Below are 24,197 nucleotides of genomic sequence, written 5' to 3' on the forward strand. Positions count from 1 at the left end.
AAACAATGCAATTATCAATAAATCAACAACGCGTCATTGGCTGTTTGCTCGAAAAACAAAGTACAACACCTGAACATTATCCATTATCTTTAAATTCACTTACCAACGCTTGCAACCAAAAATCTAATAGAGATCCAGTACTGTCGTTATCTGAATCACAAGTACAAGATACCCTTGATGAACTCATTGCGCAGCGATTAGTAACCTTAGATGAAGGCCTTTCTGGGCGGGTTAATAAGTACGCGCACCGCTTTTGCAATACCGAGTTTGGCAGCTTGCAATTTACCGAACAACAGCGTGCTATTATCTGTTTGCTACTATTACGCGGACCACAAACCCCCGGCGAACTTAGAACCCGAAGTAACCGCCTTGCTGAGTTTAGTAATGTTAATGAAGTGGAAGCAGCTTTAGCTGCATTAATCGAGAAAGAATATGTCACTCGCTTAGCCCGTGAGCCAGGAAAACGAGAAAGTCGTTATATGCACTTATTCGTAGATCCAGATAGTATCGAAGAGATGCTGAGTGAGCCTGAAGCAATTAACAGTAGCGAAGTTCAACAATTAAGAGCTGAAATAGACGAACTTAAGCAACAAATTAACGAAATAAAAGCGCATTTAGGTCTTTAATAATAACCTGACCCGTAACATAATGTAGTTACCCCATTCGTCTTGGGGCTTCCACGCTGACAACCAAAAGTAAAAAAGGAGCTCTACCATGCGTGCCGACATTCTGGCAGAAATGAAAGTCCAACCCACTATTGATGTAAAAGCGGAAATCACTCGTCGCGTCAACTTTCTAAAAAGCCGTCTCATTGCTGCGCACTCACGCTCGCTTGTATTAGGGATCAGTGGCGGTGTTGATTCATCAACCTGTGGTCGTTTATGTCAATTAGCTGTAGATGAATTAAACCAAGAACATAACACCAACGATTATCAGTTCATTGCTGTACGTTTACCTTACGGTGTACAAGCAGATGAAGACGAAGCACAACTCGCGGTTGACTTTATCAAGCCATCAAAGCGCATGACGGTTAATATCAAAGCAGCTGTAGATGGTATGCATGAACAAGCTATGGCCGCGGTAGTCGGTGCAAGTGCTGAGCTTCCTGAACAAGCTAAAATAGATTTCATTAAGGGTAATGTTAAAGCACGCCAGCGCATGGTCGCACAATATGAAATTGCAGGCTTCTGCCAAGGATTAGTTGTTGGCACCGACCATAGCGCTGAAAATATTACCGGCTTTTACACAAAATTTGGTGACGGTGCATGTGATCTTGCTCCTCTATTTGGTTTATCTAAGCGCCAAGTTCGTGCTCTTGCAGAGCATTTAGGCGCACCAGCAGTGCTAGTGCATAAAGCTCCTACCGCTGATTTAGAATGTGACCGCCCAGGCTTAACCGATGAAGAAGCGCTCGGCCTAACTTATGATCAAATTGACGATTTCTTAGAAGGCAAAGAAGTCTCAGCAGAAGTTGAAGAGAAGCTAACTGCGATTTATCTTCGCACTCAACATAAACGTCAAGCTATTCCAACCGTTTACGACGCGCTGTAAGCAACAATATTATTTGCTGCACTATTTTCTAGCTGTAGGCAATTAACACTGTTTAATTGCCTACAGCTAACTCTTCCCTGATACCTAAAACTTCCTTTAGTCCGGCGTTAAAAGCTGCTAGGTAATGATTTTTTGGGTTTGCTTAAGACATGCTTTTCTTATCAAAACCAAGCTAACTACAATAACTCCATTACTAAAAATGATCTGGGTTATCTTCATTTGCGTAGAAAGTTTAGCAACATCATTGCAGTAAAGATGAAATAGTTCTGTAATTTGGTTTATAGTTGATAGTGTTAAACACATTACTCATTACATTAAAAATCTAAGGTTTTATATTAGTTTATGTCATCGCCCATATTAATTACTGGCGCAGGCCAACGAATTGGACTCGCTTTGGCCGAGCACTTTTTAGCGCAAGGGCAAGAAATCATTGTTACCTACCGTACGCGTCATCAAGCCATTGATGTACTAGCTGGACAAGGGGCTACATGTATTCATGCTGACTTTAATAGTGATGAAGCGATAGCCAACTTCATAGAACAATTAAAATCGCATACCAATCAACTTCAAGCCATTATTCATAATGCTTCTAGTTGGGACTGCGAAGCAAGTAATCATGATTATGCAGCGCTTTTCGATAATATGATGCGAATTCATGCAAAAGCGCCCTACCTAATAAATTTAGCAGTGAGCGATTTACTGCTACACCATTACGAAAATACAGGACACCCTGCCGATATTATTCATCTCACCGATTATGTCGTTGAAAAAGGTAGTCCAAAACACCTTGCTTATGCTGCAAGCAAAGCTGCACTTGATAACTTAACAAAATCATTCGCGGCTAAGTTTGCCCCTGCAATCAAGGTCAATGCAATTGCGCCGTCATTAATCATTTTCAATGAAGATGATAGCGACGAATACAAAGCAAAAACATTACAAAAATCACTGATGGGCATTGAGCCTGGTTGCGCTGAAATTATTCACAGCGTAGAGCTATTACTACACAGCCATTACATTACCGGGCGTTCGATGCCTGTCGATGGTGGCAGACATTTAAAATAACGAATTACTGAGAATCCTATGCACGATGATTTAAAAAAGAGTTACCACGAAATTATTAGCGCCGTGGGTGAAGATCCACAACGAGAAGGGTTACTCGACACGCCTAAGCGCGCCGCTAAAGCAATGGAGTATCTGACAAAAGGTTATCGCCAAACGTTAGACGAGATCACTAACAATGCGGTATTTACATCAGACGCCGATGACATGGTGCTGGTTCAAGATATTGAACTTTACTCTATGTGTGAGCATCATTTGCTGCCATTCGTTGGTCGCTGTCATATTGCCTATATCCCAAATGGCAAAGTTCTTGGTTTATCTAAATTTGCGCGTATTGTTGATATGTACGCACGCCGTTTTCAAATTCAAGAGCAATTAACCCATCAAATCGCTAAAGCGGTTGAAGAAGTAACCGGAGCAAAAGGCGTGGGTGTAATTGTTGAAGCAAAACATATGTGTATGATGATGCGCGGCGTTGAAAAACAAAACTCAAGCATGCGTACATCGGTCATGCTAGGCAACTTCAGAGCAGATCCAAAAACCCGTAACGAGTTCTTACAACTAGTTAGAGGGTAATGATGGCTAACGCAATTATTAATGTCACTAACCTCAGGCTACGAACCTTCATTGGTTTTAACCCTGAGGAACGCGAGAAAAAGCAAGATGTAGTGATTAATTTAGAAATTCACTACCCTGCTGATCAAGCTTGTGAGACTGACGCAGTCGATAAAGCGCTAAACTACAAGACCATTACTAAAGAAGTGATCAGCCTTGTCGAAGAAGGCCACTTTTTACTGTTAGAAAAATTGGTTGCTGAAATTTTAGCGATTTGCCACCAGCATCAAAGTGTTCACTATGCCAAAGTGCGTGTCGATAAACCTCATGCGCTGCGCTTTGCTGATTCAGTATCACTGACTCTTGATTGGCAAAAAAGTTAAAATAACTTTTCTAGTCCTACCGCAAAGGCAAGCACAGCTAAATAACGTGCGCCTTTGCCTAGGGTCACGAGTAACAAAAAGATTGAAAACTTAACCCTAAAAATTCCGCCAACAACCGTTAAAGGGTCGCCGACAATAGGCAGCCAAGCAAATAGCAAGCTGTAGATACCATACTTATTAAATTGCTGTTCTGCTTTGTCTATCGACTTTTGCGATACAGGAAACCATTTACGGTCTTTAAAACGCATCACTTGTGTGCCTAGCCAATAATTCACACAACTCCCAAGCACATTACCCACGGTTGCACTTAGCCATAACAACCAAAGTAGATAATCACCACTGGCAATCATGGCGGTCATAACTAACTCAGAGGAGCTCGGTAATAAGGTTGCGGAAATAAACGCGCTGAGGAATAAGGAGAAATAGGCCATAAATACCACAAAATAAGCTCAGCAAAGAGCTGAGCTCTCATTATATGGCAATCAGTTTATTTTATAAATTCAATCGTCAATGGGTAATTAACTTCTTTTCCATCACTGGCTTTAATTGCCGAGACAATAACCATAATCAAAGAAAACAGTGCAACGATTGGTAATAAAATGACACCAACAACAACAAACACCAGTAAGAAGCTAACAATGTAAGCAATCATCATGGTGAGTTGAAAGTTCAATGACTTGCGGCCATGCTCAGCAACAAGCGGCATTTCTTCCTTTTTCACCAGCCAAATAATAAGCGGACCAATAACAGAGCCAAATGGGAAAAGTAATCCCGCTAATGCACTTAAATGACAAAACATCGCCCAATTACGCTGCTCTTTATCGGCCACAATTATTTCAACTTTTTGATTATCATCCATTTTAAATTCCTTGTTATGGTCTGTTTATGTTTCTACTATAAACCTTTAGGCTACTTTACCATAGATAATTTGCTTAGATTTAAAACAAAAACGTGCACAAAAGACAAACAAAAGGCTTTTGAGAAGATTTTTTTGGCTGTGATAAAAATGTGATAACTTTGTGAAAGTTTTTGGATATTGCTGTTCGATACTGATTTTGAATCATCAAAAACAGGAATCGATCATGAAAGCTTTACCTTTAACTTTGTTTGCTGCATGTGCAGTCACTAGCCTTACAAGCCAAGCAGCTGAGCTTGATATAAAACTAACTAACCTTACGCAAGGCTTACACTTTACTCCTATCTTAATTACTGCTCACACTAACGATAGCCAGATGTTTAACGTAGCTACACCTGCTTCAATGGCTCTTCAAGCGATGGCTGAAGGCGGTAACATAGAGCCATTAATGAATGAAGCAGCTGCAGCAAATAACGATATGGTTGCCAATCCAGCCGAAGGCTTATTAGCGCCAACCAGCTCTACAATGGCTTCGCTTACCACCAGTGAAGGTAACAACTACTTGTCGTTAACAGCTATGTTACTGCCTACCAATGATGGCTTTGTTGGTTTAGACAGTTGGATGATCCCATCAGAAGCAGGGACTTACACCCTGTATTTAAACGCTTATGATGCAGGCACCGAAGCAAATGACGAACGAGTTGTCGATGGCTCTGGTGCTATGGGAATGCCAGGTATTCCGGCTGCGCCGGGCGGTAATGCCGGTATGAATGCAAGCGGTGTAACTAGTAGCGAAAGCAATATGATGGTTCATATTCACCCAGGGAACTTAGGTGACGATGATCCTGAAGGTGGAATGAGTGACCTTAATAATACCGTTCACAGATGGCTTAACCCTGTTGCTATGTTAACTATCACAGTGAAATAGGAGGTTATTATGCGCTTTTCAAAAAGCTTACTCATCATTGCACTCGCAGGAAGCCTCACAGCTTGCGGTGGCTCTGATAAAAAGACTGTTGATATGACAGACAGTGTGGATGAGATGACTAACCAAATGGGAGAAATGGCAGAAAGCCATCAATTTACCGTGCAAGTGACTAATCTCACTGCCGCTCAACCTTTCTCACCTGTTGCCGTGATTGCCCATACCGATGGCATGCTATGGCAAATTGGCGAACCAGCTTCTAGTGCTCTTGAATTAATGGCCGAAGGCGGCGACAACAGCGAGCTTTTAGCCAGTGAATACACTTTGCAATCCGCTTCTGCAGAAAGCCCACTACCACCGGGTCAACAGGTTACTATGGTACTAACAACCGGGGAGCTTGATTCATTAAAAATCAGTGTTGCAACTATGTTAGTGAATACAAATGATGCGTTTACCGGTCTTAATGCTATAGACGTGTCTTCGTTAGCGGTTAATGAGTCACTGTCTCGTACTAGTTTTTCCTATGATGCTGGCACTGAAGCCAACTCTGAAGCTGCTGGCACTATTCCTGGTCCGGCTGATTCAGGTGAAGGTTTTAACGAAATGCGAGACGACATTAATCGTGTAGCAATGCACCCGGGAGTTGTAACTCAAGATGATGGTTTAGCAAGCTCAGTGCTTACAAGCCAATACAAGTTTGATAACCCCGTTGCTCGAATAGTCATAACGCGGACGCAATAACAATCGCACTCCTTACGCTAAGGTCATAAGGATGTGCCTTAGCTACTTGGATTAAACGATGCGCCCTGAAAAATTACTCATAGTTGAAGACGATAAAACCATTCGCCAACTCATCACCACCCAGTTGACTAGCTTAAACCTGCACATTGACGAAACAGCAAGTGCTGAGGCCGCGATAAAAAAGCTGGCTAATCAAAGTTATGGGTTGGTGTTGCTAGATATCAATCTACCGCAAATGGATGGCCTTAGCTTATGTCGAAAAATTAAAGAGCACTATCCGCAAACAGCTGTCATCTTATTGACTGCACTAAGTAGCGACATGGATCGGGTAATTGGTTTAGAGATGGGTGCAGATGATTATATTTGCAAACCTTTCTTTGCGAGAGAGTTACAGGCAAGGATCAAAACACAACTGCGCCATAGAGCACAATTGCTCATCGCACAATCAACTAATGAACAAGCGCATAATGCCGAATCCATTCAACTTGGGGATCTACATATCGAGTTTTCAAGTCATCAGGCTTTTTTAGCTAATCAAGCAATCAATCTTACTGCCACCGAATTTGATTTGCTGGTGTATTTTGCTAAACACCCAAATCATGTATTTAGTCGCCAGCAATTACTTGATCACGTTTGGGGGTATCAACACTGTGGCTATGAACATACAGTCAATTCACATATAAATCGTCTGCGTAGTAAGTTTGAGCAGTATCACGCTAGCAACTTTATTGAAACGGTATGGGGGGTTGGCTACAAACTAAACCCATCGCAACTGAGCACACACTAATGAAAACAATGACACTCTATCAAAAGCTCGCATGGTCGCTTGTACTTATTTTTAGCCTACTATGTGCCCTAGTATTTAGTTGGAGCAAGCATCTTGAGCAAACTTCGCAGCACCATGCACAGCAAAACTTACACTTACAGCTGGCTGAGCATCTCGTTCATGACAACCCACTAATAAAACAAGGTGTGTATGATTATGAAGCCTTAGAGAATTTATTTCATACCCTGATGATATTAGGCCCCAACTTTGAATTTTATTTTGTAGACCCACGCGGAGAATTACTTACATACTCTGCAAAACCGGGCCAAGTTATTAAAAAACAGATCAACCTTACTCCCATTAAAAAGCTCATTAACGACCCCACTGCCACACCTATTTATGGTGACGATCCACGTAGCCATGACGCAAAAAAGATTTTCTCTGCCGCCCCGGTGTTTAATCAACAACAACTGCAAGGCTATTTATACGTTATTATTGGTGGTCAAGCATTTGATACAACCTTAAACAATATCAAAGAAAATGATGCACTGTGGCTAGGTGCGGCTTGGTTTATAACAGCTATGCTCGCGCTTTTTATAGCCATGCTAATATTATTTAGGTTCTTCACATTACCGCTAAAACAACTCAACAAAGAAATTTGTCAGATTGAAGCGGCCAATTACAGCCTAACAAAGATGTCGCTCAGACCAAGTTACACGGGTAACAATGAAATTGGTAATTTAAGCAAAGGCGTACATGCAATGTTGTCGCGCATCGATGAGCAATTTCAATCCCTACAGCATGCAGATAAGCAGCGTTGCGAATTACTAACCCACCTCTCTCATGACTTAAGAACACCGCTGTCGTCATTACATGGTTTTATCGAAGTAATTAATAAGCCTAACAGCCATTTAAGTGAGCAAGAGCAGCAACATTATCTAAATTTAGCGATGGATAATTGCCAACAGTTAAAACAACTCATTGAGCAAATATTTGAATTAGCTAACTTAGAGTGCGGGCAAGTAAAAATAAATGCCGAAACATTTAATCTGGGCGAGTTAATTTATGACTGTGTGGCAAAACTGGAATTAACCGCTCGCTCTGCAGGCATTAAACTTAAGGTTATCCCTGAGATATGCGATTTCACAGTAACTGCTGACATTGCCAAGTTAGAACGAGTGCTAACGAACTTAATCGAAAATGCTATTCGCCATACCCCATATGGCGGAGTGATTTCAGTTAGCGTTTCTGAGCAAGCTAACGAACTATTTGTAGCGGTATCAGACACTGGTGTTGGCATTCATGCCGACGAGCTCACTGCGATTTTTGAACCACATTATCAGGCTCGCAATAGTATAAAACGTGGCTCTACCGGATTAGGGTTAGCTATATGTAAACAACTACTTATGCTAATGAATAGTAAAATCGAAGTACAAAGTACTGTTGGAAAAGGCAGTGAATTTCGCTTTAATTTAACCATGCAGGCATCCGCTTAATCACGGATGCCTGATGGGTGATTATTTTTCTATACCCGCTAAATCTAACATAAAGGCATAATATAACGCGGTATCTTGCAAGCTTTTAAAGCGCCCAGATGCACCACCATGCCCTGCTTCCATGTCGGTTTTGAACAGTAATAGGTTATCATCAGTTTTATATTCACGTAGCTTAGCCACCCACTTTGCCGGTTCAAAATATTGCACCTGTGAATCATGCAATCCGGTAGTGACTAACATGTTTGGATATGCCTGCTTTTTAACTTGGTCGTATGGTGAATATGACAACATATAATCGTAATAGACTTTATCGTTCGGATTACCCCACTCGTCATACTCATTCGTTGTTAATGGTAAGCTGGCATCAAGCATGGTCGTCACTACATCGACAAAAGGCACTGCTGCAATAACGCCTTTATAAAGCTCAGGTGCTTGATTGACAACAGCCCCCATTAGCAAGCCACCAGCACTGCCACCCATGGCAAAAATATTATCTTTATCACCATATTTTTGAGCCGCTAAAGACTTAGTCACATCAACAAAGTCATTAAAGGTGTTTTGTTTATGCAGCAACTTACCATCTTCATACCAAGGACGGCCTAACATTTGCGAGCCACGGATATGCGCAATTGCAAATACAAAACCGCGATCAAGAAGGCTTAAACGCGAGCTTGAAAAGCTCGGATCCATGGTTGCACCGTACGAGCCATAGCCATATTGCATAAGTGGATTAGAGCCATCCTTTTTGAACTTGTCTTTACGATAAACAAGGCTAACGGGTACATCAACACCATCTCGGGTCGTTACGTAAACACGCTCAGAGGCATAGTTTTCTGGGTTAAAGTCACCTAACACTTTGCGCTGCTTAAGTAGCGTTTTTTCACCATTTTCAAGGTTGATATCGAAGCTGCTACCTGGGGTCGTCATGCTTGAATAGTAAACACGTAAGTTAGGGTTATCTAACTCACTATTACCATAGCTAAAAACCATGTAAGTTGGGTCATTAAAAGCAACAACTTGCTCTTGTTGGTTACGAAGGTCGCGAATAGTGATACGGGTTTGACCCTTTTCACGCTCTTCGTAAACCAAATGATTATTGAATAACTCAATATCTTCAAGTTTCACATCATCACGACCAGCAATAAGCGTTTGCCAATTTGCTTTATCATGCGCTTTATCGCGGTGAACTTTCATCAGTTGGAAGTTAACTGCATTTAAATTGGTAACAATATAATACCAATCACCCAATTTTTTGATGTCGTATTCAAGCCCTGCTTCGCGTTCAATAAAACGTTTTGGCATTGCTTTTACATCATTGGCATCAATAACCGAGATGCCCGAGGCACTGGTGCTGCCATGACTAATATAGATTTCTTGTTGATCTTTGCTTTTCGAAATACCCGTGTAGTAACTGGTATTTTTTTCTTCATACACTAGCTCATCGTCGGCTTGAGATGTTCCTAGTGTATGGCGATAAACTTGGTAGCCTAACAGTGTCTGTAGGTCTTTTTTAATGTAGTAAAAGGTTTTGTTGTCATTCGCCCAAACAACTTCACCTTCAGTGCCTTCAAGGCTCTCTGACAACATTTTACCTGTGCTTAAATCTTTTACTTTAATTGTATAAATACGACGACTCACCGTATCTTCACCGTAAGCAAGCAAATTGCCATTTGGGCTCACTGCCAAACCTGTTACAGCAAAATAATCATGATCTTTAGCAAGGTCATTTACGTTCAAGATAACCTGCTTATTCTCACCCTGGCTATCTTTGCTGCGCACATAAACCGGGTATTCGTCATCACCGCGCGTTTGTGAAAAATAGTAATAATCACCTTTTTTGGTTGGCACTGTATCGTCATCTTTCTCAATACGTCCTTTAAGCTCTTCGAACAGGGTGTTTTGCAATGGCAGAGTGTGTGCGAGCATACTTTCTACATACTCATTTTCAGCATTTAAGTGGGCAATGACGGCTTCATCTTTACGCTCATCATCTCGCATCCAATAATAGTTATCGATACGAGTATCACCATGGATGGTCATTTCATATGGTATTTTTTTGGCGACGGGAGCAGATATCTGAACTTGCTCTGTAATAATTGCTTGTTCTTTATTATCTGGAACTTTATTACACGCTGATAGAACAGCTAAAGAGAGTGCTGCAAGGCAAAGTGAATGGCCAACTTTCATAGGGATCCTAAATTAATTTTTATTATTAAGTCCCTAATATAAGTAATTAACCGTGAATTTATAAGTAGCCTTTGTGAAGCAATGTAAAAAGGGAGCCGAAGCTCCCTTTATTAGTTACTTATCAAGCAATTACTTTTGCTTACGACGACGCATAAATGCGAACGGCGTAGCAAGTAATGTTAACCATGCTAGTGAACCTGACGATTTTTTCTTCTTAGGTTCTTCAGCAACAACGTCTTCGCTTGGGTCTTGAGTTACTGCAATAGTAATCGTCACCGCTTCAGACATATTGCCTGCAGAGTCAACTGCTGTCACTGATACTTCGATAGAGGTTGTTTGCTCATAATCGATTGCACCCGCAACCATTAACTCACCTGTATCGCTGATGCTGATGCTATCACTGCCTGTCACTTCATAAGTAGCGATAGGAGTCAGATCTGCATCTGGGTCAGTCGCAGTCACAGTGCCAATTACAGTACCTTCTGCTGCGTTTTCTTGAACCGTGAACTCACCAAGATCAGCATCGATTACTGGGTTAACTTCTTCTGGCTCGTCAGCAACGTTCATAACTTCAACAGTCACCATCGCAGGCTCAGAGATATTGCCTGCAGAATCTGCAGCAACAACTTCAAGCTCAATAGATGTAAGGCCTGCATCGTAATCTAGCATCTCTGCATTCATTACCACAACTTCTCCAGCCGCGTTCACAGAAACCGCTGTAGAAGATGAGCTCAGTACGATGTACTCAGAAATTGGATTTGCAAGTTCAGCACCGTAAGTCGCTTCAAGCATACCGATAACAGTACCTTCTGCGCTATTTTCATCAACGCTGAACGAAGCATCGGCAAGCTCAGGCGCTGTATTAGCATCTGCACTCGGTGTTGCTGCGTATGCTTTAGAACCAGAATCAGATAGGATCATGAAGTCTGCACCAGCATTCAATAATGTTGCTGAAGCGCCTGGTTCAATTGAACTTACAGCCTCACCAGATTCATCAACAAGCGCAGCATAGACATCATTTGATGCATCAGTGAATGTATATGTGCCCATTGCAACATCGCCTTCGCCTGATGCAATTGGAGTCCAAGTTTCTTCTTCTGTACGGAAACGTACATTTGCAGTTGCTTTACCAATATCATCAGCCGTTAGACCAAATGCACCTAAACAACTTTGCATCGTTAGATGGTTATTACCAATAATTTGGTAAATGTTATTAAGATTACCTGAAGAGCTACCGTAGCCATGAGTGAAGGTAATAGCAGTGCCTGGCTCAACATCGTAGAACCATTCTAACTTGCCATTTTGTACTGTAACGTCGTACGTGCCATCCTGATCAAGGTCGAAGTCAGCCATGAAGCCACCCACATAAGAGTGAGTGATACCATCATTTAGCACCATAGTTGTTAATGTTACATAACCGCTATCACAGACCTCTGCTGGTACTGCAAATGTTTCAATCGATGCGCCAACCAAGTCTAAACGTTGATCTTCATCGACTTCATCAGTCGCTACCGTTGGTGCAAACACAGGCTCTAAAGCAACAGCGCCAGTATTTGTCAGTTGGTGAGCAACACCATCATCAGTCATGACTGGCATAAAGCTCATTGCTGCATTCGCTTTTGGCAATACGTGGTAAACAAGGTGGAATGCTTTCTCGTCACCATCTGAGAATATTAACGCACCGTCTAACTCAAGGTTCGTTAAATCCGTCGTTGAGTCTTGAGAACCAATGTTGTCATCAGTCAAAGTCCACTCAGGTAATGTTGTCGGGTCGATTGTCGCAGTGACATCAAATGACAGCATTTGACCAGCTGGAACTGTGATTGTTTCTGGGTAATCAAGTGAGAATGAACCACGTTCTATATCGTCTTGATAACGCTGTTCAAGTGAAAGCGTATAAACCTTTGCTTCATTTGAGAAGTTTTTAACGTGAACAGTTTTAGTTAGTTCTACTGTTTCTGATGCATTTACTAAACCAAATGAAAGCGCAGCTTGTTTAGTATCTGCAGCCCACGCAGCAACTGGTAAGTTAGCCGCTTTATTTACGTCAACTAAACCTGCCCCGATATAACTAATTGGCGCAAGCTCAGCATCAGGGTTAATCGCTAATGGCTCCATTGTGACATTGAGGTTAGCAGTGTTCATTAGCGTAGCTTTTAACTCAAGTGCATTACGTTCAGGCAGTGCTTCTTTTAATAAGCTCACCGCACCAGCCGTGATTGGACCTGAGAATGAAGTACCTGTTGCGCCAGTAAGACCATCACCTAAACCTGGGTGAGCAGTCATGATGTTTACACCTGGTGCTGTAATTTCAGGTTTTAACAGACCACCCATTGAAGGACCACGCGATGTGAAATCAGCAATAGCGCCAGAAAGAACTAAACGTTCAACTGTTAGGTTAAATGTACCGCCTGCTTTAAGTGCTGTACCTGCGGCAAATGTTACGCCGACAGAAGGGATAGTTACACTTGGATCAGAACCACCCATAGGAGCTGGCGTACCATCATCGTTATTGTTTGCAATAATAACAAACTCTGCACCTTTAGCTTGTGCTGCTAATACTTTAACTGTAAATGCACATGCTCCACGGTCGATGATAACTCCCTTACCAGTAAAATCTACGTCATCAGCAAACGCTTCACATGCTGTTTGGTTCGCATCTGGGTAAACAAGTTCAATATCGTCATTTGAGAAACTAAACGCAGTTTGAGGACCAAAACTTGCTGGCTGCACAATTGCTTCTTCGCCATTAACTGTACCACTACCAATTGACTCAGCACCTGTAGGGTGAGTCATTGCCCCAACAGAAAGAGCATGCTCAGTGGTACTTGGGCCACCAACGATAAATGGATATGCGCCATCATTACCTGCAGAGATAACCACGTTGGTACCTAGTTTAACTGCTTGGTTGATGAATAAGCCGACAGCATCATTTGCAATATCACCGTAATCACCACCTAAAGACATGTTGATTACGTCAACACGGTCACTGATATCACCATTACCATCTGGGTCCATTGCACTTTCAAGCGCTAATAATTGCGCAAGACCAGGACAACCACTATTACATACAGAGTAAACGAATAAATCTACGTTTGGTGCGATACCGTTAACCGAGTGAGAAACGTGTGTACCATGATTTGTATCTACATCAATTGGATCACTATCATTATTGATGTAGTCATAACCGCCTAAAACTTTACCTTGTGGCCAATCGACTGATGCAGGATCAGCAATCGCAGCAGCATATGCTTCATCAGTACCTTCACCACCGAATGCTTTGTGTGTGTAGTCGATACCTGTATCAAGTACCGCAACGCGAACACCTTCACCTGTTGCTAAACCATTCGCGACAAGAGGTGTTGCCTCAATATAATCGGCACTGTCTGCGACATGCAATTCATAATCATAAACAGGGTAGATACCCTCAACTTGCGCGTTAGAGAGAAGCTTTGCAACGTCCTGCTTATTACCATTGACTACGATTGAGCTGACAAGTGTTGATGTTTTCGCAACAACTTGCAGCGGTAAATCCATGCTGCTAATCGCTTGCTCTACACTTACTTGTGCCGCTTGTGCTTGTGACTGAATACTCGCAATATCTGCACCACGTGATGTTGCATTTACTGTTGCTGGTGCATTTAACTTAACTAACCAACTTGTTGCTTCGCTGCGAACTTTTTGCTCTTTTTTAGTAACAGCACTTGATTTAATTAACTTTTTGCCTGCTAGATTGTATTTTGAAAAGTCATTGGCTTGTGCACTAGCGCACATTGCACTTGTTACAGCCAAAGCAACTGCTGTTCTTTTTATTAGATTTTTAGACATGGGTTCCCCTGGGATATGTTATTTTATCGTCCTAAATAGTGATTGAAACAAAGTTCCATCACCAATATAAAGCGTAAACACACTCAAGAACAACATTTCAGTTACATTATAGTTACAGTAAATTTATTAGATGCGAGAAAAAAACCGGCAAGACTTTGTTTTAAAAGCATTTAATGAAAAAGCATGGGTTGTAAATATTTGTAAATGAATCAAATGCAAAAAGGTAAACATAATGAACTCAGAGGTCATTAATATTCTTACTATGGCTAAGGTGATTCAAACAGCCGTAGCCCCGGTATTCTTAATTACGGGTATTGCTGCCACATTAGGTGTGTTATCTAACCGTCTAGCCCGCATTACCGACCGTGCAAGGCAGCTTGAGCGTAAGTTAAAGGTCAGTACTGATGAAGACTTTAATAAGTCTCTAACGACTGAATTAAGAGCGTTATTAAAGCGCTCGCGCTGTATCCATATTGCATTTAGTGCAAGTGTGCTTAGTGCCTTATTAGTGTGCGCTGTGGTTATGTGTTTATTTCTATCACATATCCAATCTATTAACCTAAGCGTGACAATTGCCAGTTGCTTTGTGGCCGCTATGGCCCTGTTGATCTGTGGTTTTTTATCTTTATTAGGAGAGGTTTTCTTAGCAACCAGAAGTATGCGCCGCGGGATGATATTCGCCGATATTGATATAAATGATTAGGGCGTATTGACCTTTTATGATTAATTTTGCAGCAGTGTGTTTGGTATTTAGGCAAGGCAGAGCCTATGTAGTGTGGTTGTTCCACATAAATAGGCGATAACGCAGCATCAATGCCAAACACGCGCTGCCCTTCGGGTTCTTCCTAGGGGCGATTAACTCTTTGTTGCTCGATTTTTACTTAGCCCACTAGGTTACAAATCTCGCGCCGCGATTAAATCGCACCTAGAGTGAACAAATTTAATCCACAAAGGTAAATACGCCCTAGTAAACCGCAATACACTTGAATATTATATTGAGCTAAGATACAACTCAGTTAGTTTACTTTTATGACATCTTAAGGGGCAAAAGGAATGAAATTAAAACAATTAGTATTAGGTGCAATGCTATCTACAATGGCACTAGGCGCATCAGCAAATTCTGTATTTGAAGAACCAAGTGATGCAATCGAGTATCGTCAGGCAGCATTTTCAATGATCCGCGTACAAATTGGTGACATGGGCGATATGCTAAAAGGAAAAGTACCTTTTGATGCTGAACGCTTTCAAAAGCGTGCCAACAATGCAGCTGCACTATCAAAAATGCCTTGGGAAGCTTTTGTAGCGGGTTCTGATAAAGGCGATACATCTGCACTTGCTGCTGTATGGAGCGATAACGAAACCTTTATGAAAAAAGCAGTTGCCTTCCAACAATATGCTGATGAACTAGCAGTTGCAGCACAGAGTGGCGATGAAAAAGTAATTGGTAAAGCATTTGGCGCATGGGCTAAAGGCTGTAAAGATTGCCATAAGTCTTTCAAAGACTAGTCTAGTAATTATGTAAACTAAAAAGGCGCTGATAAGCGCCTTTTTATTATCTTGAGAAGTCTACCCAAGCAAATAACTGAGCGGCTCTGCACCCCAAGTTGTAAATAGCACCACTAAGCACACAGCAAAAATAATAAAAGCGAGCATAGGTGATTTAGTGACAGGCTCAGTGACTGAAACCTGGTCGCTACTGCCCGTTAGCATAGGTTTGACTAAATTCTTTCCCTTAATGCGGTAAATCACAATTGCCAATACATGCAACACAATGGCATACAACAAAATATCAAAGTTCAAATGATGCAACCAACCCGCAAATTCTACGGTATCTGATGATACATGTGCGACTAGCGGGCCGTCTGTTAAGATATCGTCGCTGGTCATAAGTCCCGAGGTTAACTGCACAAGTATTAAAACAAAAAATGCAATCACCATATAACTGCCCGCCGCACCATGACCTGCCTTATGCTCATTGCTTGTAAATGATTTAATTGCAGCAACAGGTGAGTGAATAAGTGCAGAGAGCTTTGCTGTTTTGCTACCAATAAGCCCCCAAACAAGACGTGTAATAATCAGCGCCAAGGTGAAGTAGCCTGCTGCAAAATGCAGCTCTAACATACCCTCTTCAGCACTAAAATAGAGTGTTGCGATGGCCGCAACTAATAACCAATGGAAGCTTCTTATAAAGCCATCCCATACTTTAACTTTCGACATTGTAACTTCCCCTTTAAAAGATGCTTATACCAATTCGCTTAATTAAGTGATCTATTTTGAGGCAATAAAACCTCGTAGATAGCAAGGCAAAAATTTCGTTATTTAGTTGTTCTAAATCAGAAATTTTTAACGCAGATAGCGACAGGTTTAATCCCTCAAAATGATTAAGTATTATTGCGGATTGGTATCATAACTTGCAGAACTGAATTTCAGCAACGGGTTCGGCTATACATTATTACAAACTTCAGTTATTTTGACACACCTCTATTTCAGCTGTTTTGATCTGAGCCACAACAACAAACATGAGCGATAAAATGCATAAATCAACAATAAGAGCATTACTAAAAGGGTTTTTCGACATGCTCCCCTTGTGCCTTGCAGTGTTACCTTGGGGCATTTTATGTGGCTCGTTAGCCGTCCAAAATGGCTTCAGTGCTTTAGAAACACAAGCTATGTCATTGTTGGTATTTGCAGGCTCCGCGCAGCTAGTCGCAATTGAATTAATGGCCGGCAATACCCCTTTGCTTACTATATTGTTTACCACACTCATTATTAGCTCGCGGCACTTTCTATATGGTTTAGCTATTCGCCACAAAGTCATTGATCAACCTTTTCGTTGGCGCCTTCCTGTTAGCTTTGTACTCACAGATGAATTATTTGCGTTTTCGCACCATCGCAAAGCCTACCGAACAAAAGTGCGCCTTATTTACGCGCTCAGTGCAGGGTTTAGTTTTTACATTGCGTGGAATATATGGACTTTGCTTGGCATAGTCGCGGGTAGCTTACTGCCTGACTTAACAGACCTTGGGCTTGATTTTGCCATTGCTGCCACATTTATTGCCTTAGTTATTCCTGGTGTAAAGAACCTTGCTACGTTGGCTACTGTGCTCACCGCTGGCGTTGTCGCTACGCTTTTAAAAAGCCAAGGCTTTCAGCTATGGTTAGTGACTGCAGCGCTAATAGCCATGACAGTAGGTTATTTAATTAGTCGCTGGCAAGCAAAAGAGGAGCATACACTATGATGACCACCATTTTATTGATGGCGTGTATTACCTTTTTCACTCGTTACTTATTTTTACACCGCGCATTACCGTTTAAAGTCGGCCCGAAAATGCAGCAATTTTTAAGTTTTAGCGCCCCAGCGGTACTTACCGCAATTTGGGTACCCATCGTCTTTATAAATGAGGGAGAGATTAACTTAGATTGGCAAAACCCTTATTTAAGTGCGGCTGTATTAGCCATTATTGTCGCATATAAAACACATAACATTTATTACACCACGCTTGCAGGCATGGGGCTATTTATCATTTTAAGTTAATCTTTTTTGTCGCTAAATTTGTAGTTTTGGCCTTTCAGAGCAACATACTTTGAGTTTAAAAAACTGACATCAACTCTAACACTGCTCACAGTTGGCTATAAAGTATAAAGTGTGATTAAAATTTATACTTTTATACCTCTCTAAAGCGGGTTAGAATTAATTCAACAATAATAATAAGTGATACCTATGAGTGAATTTTATCAACTGAGTGCCACCAGCCTTCAAGGTCAAACTATTGATTTTAATGACTTTGAAAATAAAGTCGTTCTAATTGTAAATACGGCGAGTAAATGTGGCTTTACCCCTCAGTATGAAGGCTTGCAAGCACTCCACGAAAAATACCATGATCAAGGTCTCGTCATTATCGGCTTTCCATGTAATCAGTTTGGTAAGCAAGAACCGGGAGATGCTAAAGAAATAAAAGAAGGCTGCCTAATTAACTATGGCGTTAGCTTTTTGATGATGAGCAAGGTCGATGTAAATGGCGAACATGCCCACCCAGTTTTTAGATACCTAAAATCAGAGTTACCTGGGTTTATTACCCGCAAAATAAAGTGGAACTTCACCAAGTTTTTAATTGGTAAAGATGGCAAAGCTATTAAACGATTTGCTCCTTTAACAAAACCAGAGCAGATCGAAGCTGCGATTATTGCTGCATTAAACAAATAAAATCACATGCCAATAAGCAATAAAGAGGCAAAATGCCTCTTTATTTAAATTTATGCTTAGTCGTTCATGTACTCGTCAAAGTCGTCTTCGCCTAAGTTTCTGCGTAAGCGTTTTTGCTCAAGATAATCTTCTAGCTTCTTCTTAACGCGTTGCTTTTTTTTGTCATGTTGATTACGCCCAACCATTTCGTACTCGTCTTCAACAAAATCGTCATCTAGCGCATCATAACTAAATGTCTTACCCACAACCCACTCCATAAAGTGTTTGAGACCAATTTCACAAATTTAAAGTTTGCTCTGTGAATTGGCAAAGTTTAAAAAGCTCAGTGATTAATTAGTATGTAAAAAACCACCAAAATAAAGCCATATCGCCATGCTAAATGGGTGATATGTCAATATTGTGAATAAATAGCGCTAAATTCGGATTCTGAAAAGTGAGAGTTTTTTATCGTTTCGATAAAACCCATTTATGCATGTTTATTTTTTAGTTAATTTGACCAAATTTTAGTTAAAAATTTAATCCTCATAACTTCTAACTACACTTAATAAAATGATAACCCTATGAAATAAAATAAAAATATAAATTTGGCATTAAGTTTGATTATGTCTAAATGTCATTTCAAACAGGAAAGAAAAAAATGAAAAAGTTATTGTTAGTAAGTTCTTTATTTATCGCTACCAGCGCAATGGCTCATAACGATAATGATACAAATATTTCATTCAGTGGTGAGCAATGTGATGTTGAATTTAAAAATGATGTACGCATCACACCAAGCGAGTTAGAAGTATACACAGCCGATAATCGCTCTATGAAAATCATCGATCAGCACATTTTGTATATCGATGGTCAAAGCGTATCGCTTGATGCTTCACAACAGCAAGCAATTGCAGATTACTCAGACAGCTTACGCAGCCAACTTCCTGAAGTCGCAAATATCGCACTTGATGGCGTAAAAATAGCAGGCGTAGCAATTGAAGAAGTGTCAAAAGCCTTCAACATTGACGGCCTAAACGACATTTCAGAATTAATGGACGATATCAGCGTAGAAGTGCAAAACGCCTTCTATCAACAAGGTGCGTTCACAATGGGTCAGCAAAATTTTGAAAAATTTGGTCAAAACTTTGAAGACCAATTCGATGAGCAAATCGAATCAGCAGTTGAATCAGCCATGATGCAGTCAATGGGCAGTATTTTGGTCGCGCTAGGCTCTGAACTTTTAGGTTCGGGTGGCGACATGAATGAGTTTGAACAACGTATGGAAAACATGGGCGCACAAATAGAAGCGCGCGTTGAAACACAGGCAGCTCAACTTGAAGAACGTGCAGATGCATTATGCGGCAGCTTTGCTGATATCGCTCATAAAGAGCAAGAGTTAGTGGCGCTAGTACCAGAACTAAAAGAGTATCAACTTTTTATCTTCAAACAAAACGCAGAGTAATGAATTAACATCCCTGAACCAAAACACTTGGTCCTTTAGCGCAGAGCTTGCTCTGCGCTTTTTTATTTTTTGGCCAGCACAGTAAGTTGCGATAACGTTTTAATCGCCTGCTCTAAATTTTCAGACCAAGGCAAGCCATAACTTAAGCGAAAACAACTACGGTACTTTTTACCCGCTGAAAATATCAGCCCTGGAGTAATACTGATCCCCGCCTCAAGTGCCAAATGAAATAATTTTACCGCATCATATTGGCTACCAAGATCAACCCAAATAACACAACCCCCTTGCGGGTTACTTATGCGTGCACAACTTGGCATGTGCTGCTGCAAACACCAGATCATACGCTCTTTGTTGGTACTTAAGCGCTGTCTTAGTAAACGAATATTACGATCGTACTCGCCAGTGGCTATAAATTCATACAAGGTCCACTGATTAATAAGTGGCGCAGAGCAACTAAGCGCCCTTTTATAGCGCCTTGCTTGTTCAGCAAACTTACCGGCAATGATCCAACCAATACGGTAACTGGGCGCAGCTGTTTTTGAAAATGACGCGCAGGTGATCACTAAACCCTTTTTTGAATAAGCTTGTGCAGGAGTCGCTCGCTTAGCTGTAAAATGTAGGTCGCCATAAACATCATCTTCAATAAGCACGACATCGCGCTGCTCTAACAATGCCACCAATTGTTCACGCTTGGCATCAGGCATAAAGCTGCCAACTGGGTTATTTAATGAGGTAGAAAATACACACGCTTTTATATCATGCTCATCGAGTGCTTGAGCCAAGTCATCTAGCCATATTCCTTCATCAGGACACAGCGGTATTTCCAGTGCCTTTAAACCTAAGCTTTCAATTAATTCGATAATGCCAAAATAGCAAGGCGACTCGATAGCAATAACATCTCCGGGTTTAGCGACACACTTAAGGGCTATCGCCAACGCCTCTTGAGCGCCATTGGTGATCACTAATTCATCGCTATCAACCCCAATGCCGAAGTCTAAATAACGATGAATGAGTTGTTTTTTAAGTGGTGCAAAGCCATCCATCGGACCGTAATTAATTGCCGAGGCGCCAGCTAATGTCATTACTCGGCGCATTGTTCGTGCCAATGCTTTATCTGTCGGTGCAGCGGCCACAGGATTGGCAATACCAAATGGCACCACATTAGCTTTGTGGATAGCGCTATATACTTGTTCTATTAAGCCTTGTTTGTTGACTGTGGTAGGTTCTCGACTCAGCCTGACTCGCTTTGGCCGCGACTGATTTAATTGTGAAGACTTTAAAAAGTAACCTGACTTTTCTCTGGCTTCAATGAGCCCCTGTCCTTCAAGTAATTGATACGCTTGTTTTACCGTCGGAATACTAATATTAAGCTTGTCAGCCATTTTTCTGAGTGAAGGTAATTTTTCACCTGGTAATAACGAGCCTTGCAAACAAAGATCTCTAACTAACTGAATAACTTGTTGATATAAGAACTCACTGTTACTACGACTGATTACTTGTGACATAGCCCACCAAACTGTATAGGTTGCATTTCTAGTTTTCTGTATATGTTAAGTATACAGAAGCGATTTAAAATGAACATACTTTCAATTTTTAGGTACTAACTATGAAAAGCGCTGCTCTCTACCTTGCTACAGTACTGATCTGGGGATCGACTTGGCTTGCTATTGAGTTTCAACTGGGTGATGTCGCTGTTGAGGTCTCTTTATTTTATCGCTTTGCCATTGCAGCCATTTTAATGTGGGCCTTTGTGCTCGTAAAAAAACTTCCTATGCAATATTCACTGCGTGATCACGGCTTTTTTGCATTATTAGCTTTATTTAACTTTGGTTTAAATTATTTAGTACTGTATTGGGCGCAGAACTACCTTACCTCAGCAATGGCTTCAATTGCCTTTTCGATGTTGTTATTGATGAACATTATTAACACCCGCTTGTTTTTCGCAAAGCCAATTGCGAAACGAATTTACTTTGGTGCTCTGCTCGGCGTAATGGGTATTGCCAGCTTGTTTTGGCCACAAATTCAGCAATTCGACTTGAGTAATGGTGCATTGGTCGGGTTACTACTTGCGCTATCTGGGACCTTTGTGGCTTCATTGGGTAATATGGTCAGTGTTCGAAACTCTCAGCGAAACATTGGCGTACTTCAGGGCAATGCCTGGGGTATGTTATACAGCGCTTTAGGCCTAGCAGCGTATGTTTTAGTAAGCGATGTTGAGCTTACATTAAATGCCCCAACCAGTTATTGGGTATCGCTTTTCTATTTAGCTGTGTTTGGTACCGTAATCGCATTTGCTTGTTACTTCGCACTACTTAAAAATATTGGCCCTGAGCGCGCAAGCTACGTAATCGTATTATTCCCACTGGTTGCAGTGGTATTAAGTACCTTATTTGAAGGATTCGAATGGCAAGCGAATACCTTTATGGGCTTTAGCCTAGTGTTATTCGGTAATGCTATCGTGCTAACTCCAACTCGACAAATTAAAGCATTTTTTGCTGCACGTAACCTACAGCAAAAAAGCTCCGTCCCCAGTTAGATGTGGCAAGGTCACCTCTAACACCAAGCGCTGGCAAAATATGCCGGCGCTTTTTTATGGCACATGAAAACGAAGCGCTTGTTTGTGCACCTTAACTTTGGCTGGTGTAAAACCAACGAGCTCTCCATCAGCCTCAATACTAAGCCCTTTGGTGGTTACTTCCGCAGTTGTTAAACAGGTATATTTCAGCCTTTTTAAACTATGATGTTTCACAAGTAGTAAATATAAAAAGCTAATCAGGTTTTTCAACAAACCATCTGCTGGCATGCAGTAACAATCAAGCTGACCATCATTTAACTTTGCCCGAGGAGCAATCTTTAAGCCACCACCAAAATAATGATGATTGGCAAAAATCGTAGCTAAATTACTGTAGCTAAGTGGTCTACCATTAAATTCACCCTGAAGTGACCGTGCCTGAAATGAAAATAGCTGCTTGATACCCTGCCAAGTGTAGCCAAACGAGCTAAAACTTCCGGCTTTGTTTAATTGAGTTACCACCTCAGCATCAAAACCTATCCCCGCTACATTGATAAAATAACGCTGATTTATTTGCCCAATATCAATGAGCTCAGTACGGCTATTGAAAACAGCGTCATGCCAAGCTTGCTGCTTGCGCGCAAAGCCGCGAGCAAAATCATTACCAGTACCTGCAGGAATTAAGGCGATAGAACAATCGCTCGTCATTAATGCATTAACAGCTAAATGTAGCGTCCCATCACCACCAATTACCACAACTTGTGTCTGGCTTTTAGCTAAAAGGGCAATATTAGCGCAATCTTGAAGAAAATTGCCTATGGTTAAATATAACTCAGGCTCAATCTGTCTTTTTTTACATTCTTTTAGTAGCCAATCAACACTATTTTTATGATTTTTTTTGTCACTTGGCTTTATTATTATCAACATTAATGGCACTTCTTTTCTTGCATGGTAAAAACACCACACTCGTTCAAATTATATTAATCTGAATAATTAGTCACTTTCTTACTCTAAAAACGCATAAATCAAAGTAACAACAATTAAAAACCTTTTATTTACTGATACTTCAACACAAAAACAACTGCATAAGCATGCAAACCTCTGCAGATATAAAAACTTAACCCTATGTTAATAAAAGACTTTCGGATTAGAAAAAGTTATCCGGCAGACTCAATTTTTATCGTTTTATTTTTGTTCAGTTTGGTTGCAAAATACTCACGTTTTCAACCAAACACAACCCGGAGCAAAGTAATGAACCCAATTAATACATTAAACCAAAACGCAGCAGCTCATGTTGCCGTAAAACCAACAAACCGCAAAGCAAAAATGTTGGCAAAGCTTAATCGCTACGGCAAAAAGTTAGCACTTGGCGGCGCAGTACAACACAAGTAATCCCCAACCATGGTTACTTTATCGGTGCAGTAAACAACCAACCACTAACGAAGATCCTTCTTTAGCTCCTCCGTTTACTGCCCCATCCCTCTTCTTTTAAGTCAAAAACAGCAAAAAATTAAACCTTTTTACAAAAAACGCCCTTATTACGCTCAAAAAACAAGCAAACAAACTTTTTCCTATTTACACAGCCGATTCAGCTAAGTATTATTCTCGCATCACGACGTGGAGAGATGGCAGAGTGGTCGAATGCACCGGTCTTGAAAACCGGCAGGGGTTTGTAGCCCCTCTAGGGTTCAAATCC

The 24,197-nt window shown here is 41.1% G+C and carries 25 protein-coding genes; 17 read left to right on the plus strand and 8 right to left on the minus strand.

Going from position 1 to position 24,197, the window contains the following annotated elements; genetic code table 11:
* Window positions 1-5: 5 nt before the first annotated feature.
* The 5 genes from QL229_RS16735 (at window position 6) to folX (ending at window position 3,548) form a co-directional block, all read left to right on the plus strand.
* Entirely contained in the window at window positions 6-626 is a 621-nt protein-coding gene (locus QL229_RS16735) for a DUF480 domain-containing protein (RefSeq protein WP_135923150.1), read from the plus strand.
* 88 nt (window positions 627-714) lie between these two features.
* Window positions 715-1,551, plus strand: coding sequence for an ammonia-dependent NAD(+) synthetase (gene nadE / locus QL229_RS16740; RefSeq protein WP_135923149.1), 837 nt, complete (start codon window positions 715-717; stop codon window positions 1,549-1,551).
* A gap of 342 nt (window positions 1,552-1,893) precedes the next feature.
* Entirely contained in the window at window positions 1,894-2,613 is a 720-nt protein-coding gene (folM, locus tag QL229_RS16745) for a dihydromonapterin reductase (RefSeq protein WP_135923148.1), read from the plus strand.
* Window positions 2,614-2,631: 18 nt separating this feature from the next.
* Window positions 2,632-3,186 carry a GTP cyclohydrolase I FolE gene (gene folE, locus QL229_RS16750; protein ID WP_135923147.1) on the plus strand — a complete coding sequence of 185 codons (555 nt, stop codon included), beginning with the start codon at window positions 2,632-2,634 and terminating at the stop codon, window positions 3,184-3,186.
* A 2-nt stretch (window positions 3,187-3,188) separates the two neighbouring features.
* A complete protein-coding gene (gene folX, locus QL229_RS16755) occupies window positions 3,189-3,548 on the plus strand; it encodes a dihydroneopterin triphosphate 2'-epimerase (protein ID WP_054554637.1) in 360 nt (119 codons plus the stop codon).
* Here the strand turns inward: folX and QL229_RS16760 are convergent.
* Together QL229_RS16760 and QL229_RS16765 are read right to left on the minus strand one after the other, a co-directional pair.
* Window positions 3,545-3,979: a YqaA family protein gene (locus QL229_RS16760; protein WP_235403948.1), complete on the minus strand. Its 435-nt coding sequence runs from the start codon at window positions 3,977-3,979 to the stop codon at window positions 3,545-3,547. The genes folX and QL229_RS16760 overlap by 4 nt on opposite strands.
* 56 nt (window positions 3,980-4,035) lie before the next feature.
* A complete protein-coding gene (locus tag QL229_RS16765; protein ID WP_135923145.1) occupies window positions 4,036-4,407 on the minus strand; it encodes a DUF4870 domain-containing protein in 372 nt (123 codons plus the stop codon).
* 223 nt (window positions 4,408-4,630) lie between these two features.
* Between QL229_RS16765 and QL229_RS16770 the strand changes: the two genes are divergently transcribed.
* The 4 genes from QL229_RS16770 to QL229_RS16785 are packed head-to-tail and all read left to right on the plus strand — an operon-like array spanning window position 4,631 to window position 8,332.
* Entirely contained in the window at window positions 4,631-5,332 is a 702-nt protein-coding gene (locus QL229_RS16770) for a spondin domain-containing protein (RefSeq protein WP_135923144.1), read from the plus strand.
* 9 nt (window positions 5,333-5,341) lie between these two features.
* Window positions 5,342-6,070: a spondin domain-containing protein gene (locus QL229_RS16775; RefSeq protein WP_235384273.1), complete on the plus strand. Its 729-nt coding sequence runs from the start codon at window positions 5,342-5,344 to the stop codon at window positions 6,068-6,070.
* Between the two features lie 58 nt (window positions 6,071-6,128).
* The gene (locus QL229_RS16780) at window positions 6,129-6,857 is read left to right on the plus strand and encodes a response regulator transcription factor (protein ID WP_138557886.1); all 729 of its coding nucleotides are present in this window, start codon (window positions 6,129-6,131) and stop codon (window positions 6,855-6,857) included.
* Window positions 6,857-8,332 (plus strand): HAMP domain-containing sensor histidine kinase, encoded by a 1,476-nt coding sequence (locus tag QL229_RS16785; RefSeq protein ID WP_281547183.1) that lies wholly within the window; start codon window positions 6,857-6,859, stop codon window positions 8,330-8,332. The genes QL229_RS16780 and QL229_RS16785 overlap by 1 nt, the downstream gene beginning before the upstream one ends.
* A 21-nt stretch (window positions 8,333-8,353) precedes the next feature.
* Here QL229_RS16785 and QL229_RS16790 read toward each other — a convergent pair whose 3' ends face one another.
* Window positions 8,354-10,519 carry a S9 family peptidase gene (locus QL229_RS16790; RefSeq protein ID WP_281547184.1) on the minus strand — a complete coding sequence of 722 codons (2,166 nt, stop codon included), beginning with the start codon at window positions 10,517-10,519 and terminating at the stop codon, window positions 8,354-8,356.
* Window positions 10,520-10,648: 129 nt separating this feature from the next.
* Complete coding sequence (locus QL229_RS16795; RefSeq protein WP_281547185.1) at window positions 10,649-14,347, minus strand: S8 family serine peptidase; 3,699 nt, start codon at window positions 14,345-14,347, stop codon at window positions 10,649-10,651.
* Between the two features lie 232 nt (window positions 14,348-14,579).
* Between QL229_RS16795 and QL229_RS16800 the strand changes: the two genes are divergently transcribed.
* Complete coding sequence (locus tag QL229_RS16800; protein ID WP_135923138.1) at window positions 14,580-15,050, plus strand: DUF2721 domain-containing protein; 471 nt, start codon at window positions 14,580-14,582, stop codon at window positions 15,048-15,050.
* Window positions 15,051-15,400: 350 nt separating this feature from the next.
* On the plus strand, window positions 15,401-15,853 hold the full coding sequence (locus QL229_RS16805; protein WP_135923137.1) for a cytochrome c: 453 nt from the start codon (window positions 15,401-15,403) through the stop codon (window positions 15,851-15,853).
* Window positions 15,854-15,913: 60 nt separating this feature from the next.
* On the opposite strand, the gene QL229_RS16810 is transcribed toward QL229_RS16805, so the two are convergent.
* Window positions 15,914-16,564, minus strand: a complete 651-nt coding sequence (locus tag QL229_RS16810) for a cytochrome b/b6 domain-containing protein (RefSeq protein WP_135923136.1) — start codon at window positions 16,562-16,564, stop codon at window positions 15,914-15,916.
* Window positions 16,565-16,878: 314 nt separating this feature from the next.
* Here QL229_RS16810 and QL229_RS16815 point away from each other — a divergent pair, with 314 nt between their 5' ends.
* From QL229_RS16815 to QL229_RS16825, 3 genes are all read left to right on the plus strand, one after another.
* On the plus strand, window positions 16,879-17,586 hold the full coding sequence (locus tag QL229_RS16815) for an AzlC family ABC transporter permease (RefSeq protein ID WP_135923135.1): 708 nt from the start codon (window positions 16,879-16,881) through the stop codon (window positions 17,584-17,586).
* On the plus strand, window positions 17,583-17,882 hold the full coding sequence (locus tag QL229_RS16820) for an AzlD domain-containing protein (protein ID WP_135923134.1): 300 nt from the start codon (window positions 17,583-17,585) through the stop codon (window positions 17,880-17,882). The genes QL229_RS16815 and QL229_RS16820 overlap by 4 nt, the downstream gene beginning before the upstream one ends.
* Before the next feature lie 186 nt (window positions 17,883-18,068).
* Window positions 18,069-18,551: a glutathione peroxidase gene (locus QL229_RS16825; RefSeq protein WP_135923133.1), complete on the plus strand. Its 483-nt coding sequence runs from the start codon at window positions 18,069-18,071 to the stop codon at window positions 18,549-18,551.
* Between the two features lie 56 nt (window positions 18,552-18,607).
* On the opposite strand, the gene QL229_RS16830 is transcribed toward QL229_RS16825, so the two are convergent.
* A complete protein-coding gene (locus QL229_RS16830) occupies window positions 18,608-18,796 on the minus strand; it encodes a hypothetical protein (RefSeq protein ID WP_036974357.1) in 189 nt (62 codons plus the stop codon).
* A gap of 392 nt (window positions 18,797-19,188) precedes the next feature.
* On the opposite strand from QL229_RS16830, the gene QL229_RS16835 reads away from it, so the two are divergent.
* The gene (locus QL229_RS16835; RefSeq protein WP_138557892.1) at window positions 19,189-19,989 is read left to right on the plus strand and encodes a YggN family protein; all 801 of its coding nucleotides are present in this window, start codon (window positions 19,189-19,191) and stop codon (window positions 19,987-19,989) included.
* A gap of 62 nt (window positions 19,990-20,051) precedes the next feature.
* Here QL229_RS16835 and QL229_RS16840 read toward each other — a convergent pair whose 3' ends face one another.
* Window positions 20,052-21,494: a PLP-dependent aminotransferase family protein gene (locus QL229_RS16840; protein WP_135923130.1), complete on the minus strand. Its 1,443-nt coding sequence runs from the start codon at window positions 21,492-21,494 to the stop codon at window positions 20,052-20,054.
* A gap of 101 nt (window positions 21,495-21,595) precedes the next feature.
* Between QL229_RS16840 and QL229_RS16845 the strand changes: the two genes are divergently transcribed.
* Entirely contained in the window at window positions 21,596-22,525 is a 930-nt protein-coding gene (locus QL229_RS16845) for an EamA family transporter (RefSeq protein ID WP_135923129.1), read from the plus strand.
* Window positions 22,526-22,579: 54 nt separating this feature from the next.
* On the opposite strand, the gene QL229_RS16850 is transcribed toward QL229_RS16845, so the two are convergent.
* Window positions 22,580-23,428: a YegS/Rv2252/BmrU family lipid kinase gene (locus QL229_RS16850; RefSeq protein ID WP_235383896.1), complete on the minus strand. Its 849-nt coding sequence runs from the start codon at window positions 23,426-23,428 to the stop codon at window positions 22,580-22,582.
* 324 nt (window positions 23,429-23,752) lie between these two features.
* Between QL229_RS16850 and QL229_RS16855 the strand changes: the two genes are divergently transcribed.
* Window positions 23,753-23,893: a hypothetical protein gene (locus QL229_RS16855; RefSeq protein WP_167350231.1), complete on the plus strand. Its 141-nt coding sequence runs from the start codon at window positions 23,753-23,755 to the stop codon at window positions 23,891-23,893.
* Window positions 23,894-24,197: the final 304 nt, after the last annotated feature.

The organism is Pseudoalteromonas sp. PAR1, from assembly GCF_947311895.1.
In the GTDB taxonomy this organism is placed as follows: domain Bacteria; phylum Pseudomonadota; class Gammaproteobacteria; order Enterobacterales; family Alteromonadaceae; genus Pseudoalteromonas; species Pseudoalteromonas lipolytica_C.

Bases quoted from the DNA above. Each gene is read 5' to 3' on its own strand.
- QL229_RS16835 (WP_138557892.1), top strand. From the start codon at position 19,189: ATGAAAAAGTTATTGTTAGTAAGTTCTTTATTTATCGCTACCAGCGCA.
- QL229_RS16840 (WP_135923130.1), bottom strand. From the start codon at position 21,494: ATGTCACAAGTAATCAGTCGTAGTAACAGTGAGTTCTTATATCAACAA.
- QL229_RS16765 (WP_135923145.1), bottom strand. From the start codon at position 4,407: ATGGATGATAATCAAAAAGTTGAAATAATTGTGGCCGATAAAGAGCAG.
- nadE (WP_135923149.1), top strand. From the start codon at position 715: ATGCGTGCCGACATTCTGGCAGAAATGAAAGTCCAACCCACTATTGAT.
- QL229_RS16790 (WP_281547184.1), bottom strand. From the start codon at position 10,519: ATGAAAGTTGGCCATTCACTTTGCCTTGCAGCACTCTCTTTAGCTGTT.
- QL229_RS16785 (WP_281547183.1), top strand. From the start codon at position 6,857: ATGAAAACAATGACACTCTATCAAAAGCTCGCATGGTCGCTTGTACTT.
- QL229_RS16845 (WP_135923129.1), top strand. From the start codon at position 21,596: ATGAAAAGCGCTGCTCTCTACCTTGCTACAGTACTGATCTGGGGATCG.
- QL229_RS16780 (WP_138557886.1), top strand. From the start codon at position 6,129: ATGCGCCCTGAAAAATTACTCATAGTTGAAGACGATAAAACCATTCGC.
- QL229_RS16855 (WP_167350231.1), top strand. From the start codon at position 23,753: ATGAACCCAATTAATACATTAAACCAAAACGCAGCAGCTCATGTTGCC.
- QL229_RS16735 (WP_135923150.1), top strand. From the start codon at position 6: ATGCAATTATCAATAAATCAACAACGCGTCATTGGCTGTTTGCTCGAA.
- QL229_RS16805 (WP_135923137.1), top strand. From the start codon at position 15,401: ATGAAATTAAAACAATTAGTATTAGGTGCAATGCTATCTACAATGGCA.
- QL229_RS16775 (WP_235384273.1), top strand. From the start codon at position 5,342: ATGCGCTTTTCAAAAAGCTTACTCATCATTGCACTCGCAGGAAGCCTC.
- QL229_RS16810 (WP_135923136.1), bottom strand. From the start codon at position 16,564: ATGTCGAAAGTTAAAGTATGGGATGGCTTTATAAGAAGCTTCCATTGG.
- QL229_RS16770 (WP_135923144.1), top strand. From the start codon at position 4,631: ATGAAAGCTTTACCTTTAACTTTGTTTGCTGCATGTGCAGTCACTAGC.
- QL229_RS16800 (WP_135923138.1), top strand. From the start codon at position 14,580: ATGAACTCAGAGGTCATTAATATTCTTACTATGGCTAAGGTGATTCAA.
- folE (WP_135923147.1), top strand. From the start codon at position 2,632: ATGCACGATGATTTAAAAAAGAGTTACCACGAAATTATTAGCGCCGTG.
- QL229_RS16820 (WP_135923134.1), top strand. From the start codon at position 17,583: ATGATGACCACCATTTTATTGATGGCGTGTATTACCTTTTTCACTCGT.
- QL229_RS16815 (WP_135923135.1), top strand. From the start codon at position 16,879: ATGCATAAATCAACAATAAGAGCATTACTAAAAGGGTTTTTCGACATG.
- QL229_RS16825 (WP_135923133.1), top strand. From the start codon at position 18,069: ATGAGTGAATTTTATCAACTGAGTGCCACCAGCCTTCAAGGTCAAACT.
- folM (WP_135923148.1), top strand. From the start codon at position 1,894: ATGTCATCGCCCATATTAATTACTGGCGCAGGCCAACGAATTGGACTC.
- QL229_RS16760 (WP_235403948.1), bottom strand. From the start codon at position 3,979: ATGGCCTATTTCTCCTTATTCCTCAGCGCGTTTATTTCCGCAACCTTA.
- folX (WP_054554637.1), top strand. From the start codon at position 3,189: ATGGCTAACGCAATTATTAATGTCACTAACCTCAGGCTACGAACCTTC.
- QL229_RS16795 (WP_281547185.1), bottom strand. From the start codon at position 14,347: ATGTCTAAAAATCTAATAAAAAGAACAGCAGTTGCTTTGGCTGTAACA.
- QL229_RS16850 (WP_235383896.1), bottom strand. From the start codon at position 23,428: ATGTTGATAATAATAAAGCCAAGTGACAAAAAAAATCATAAAAATAGT.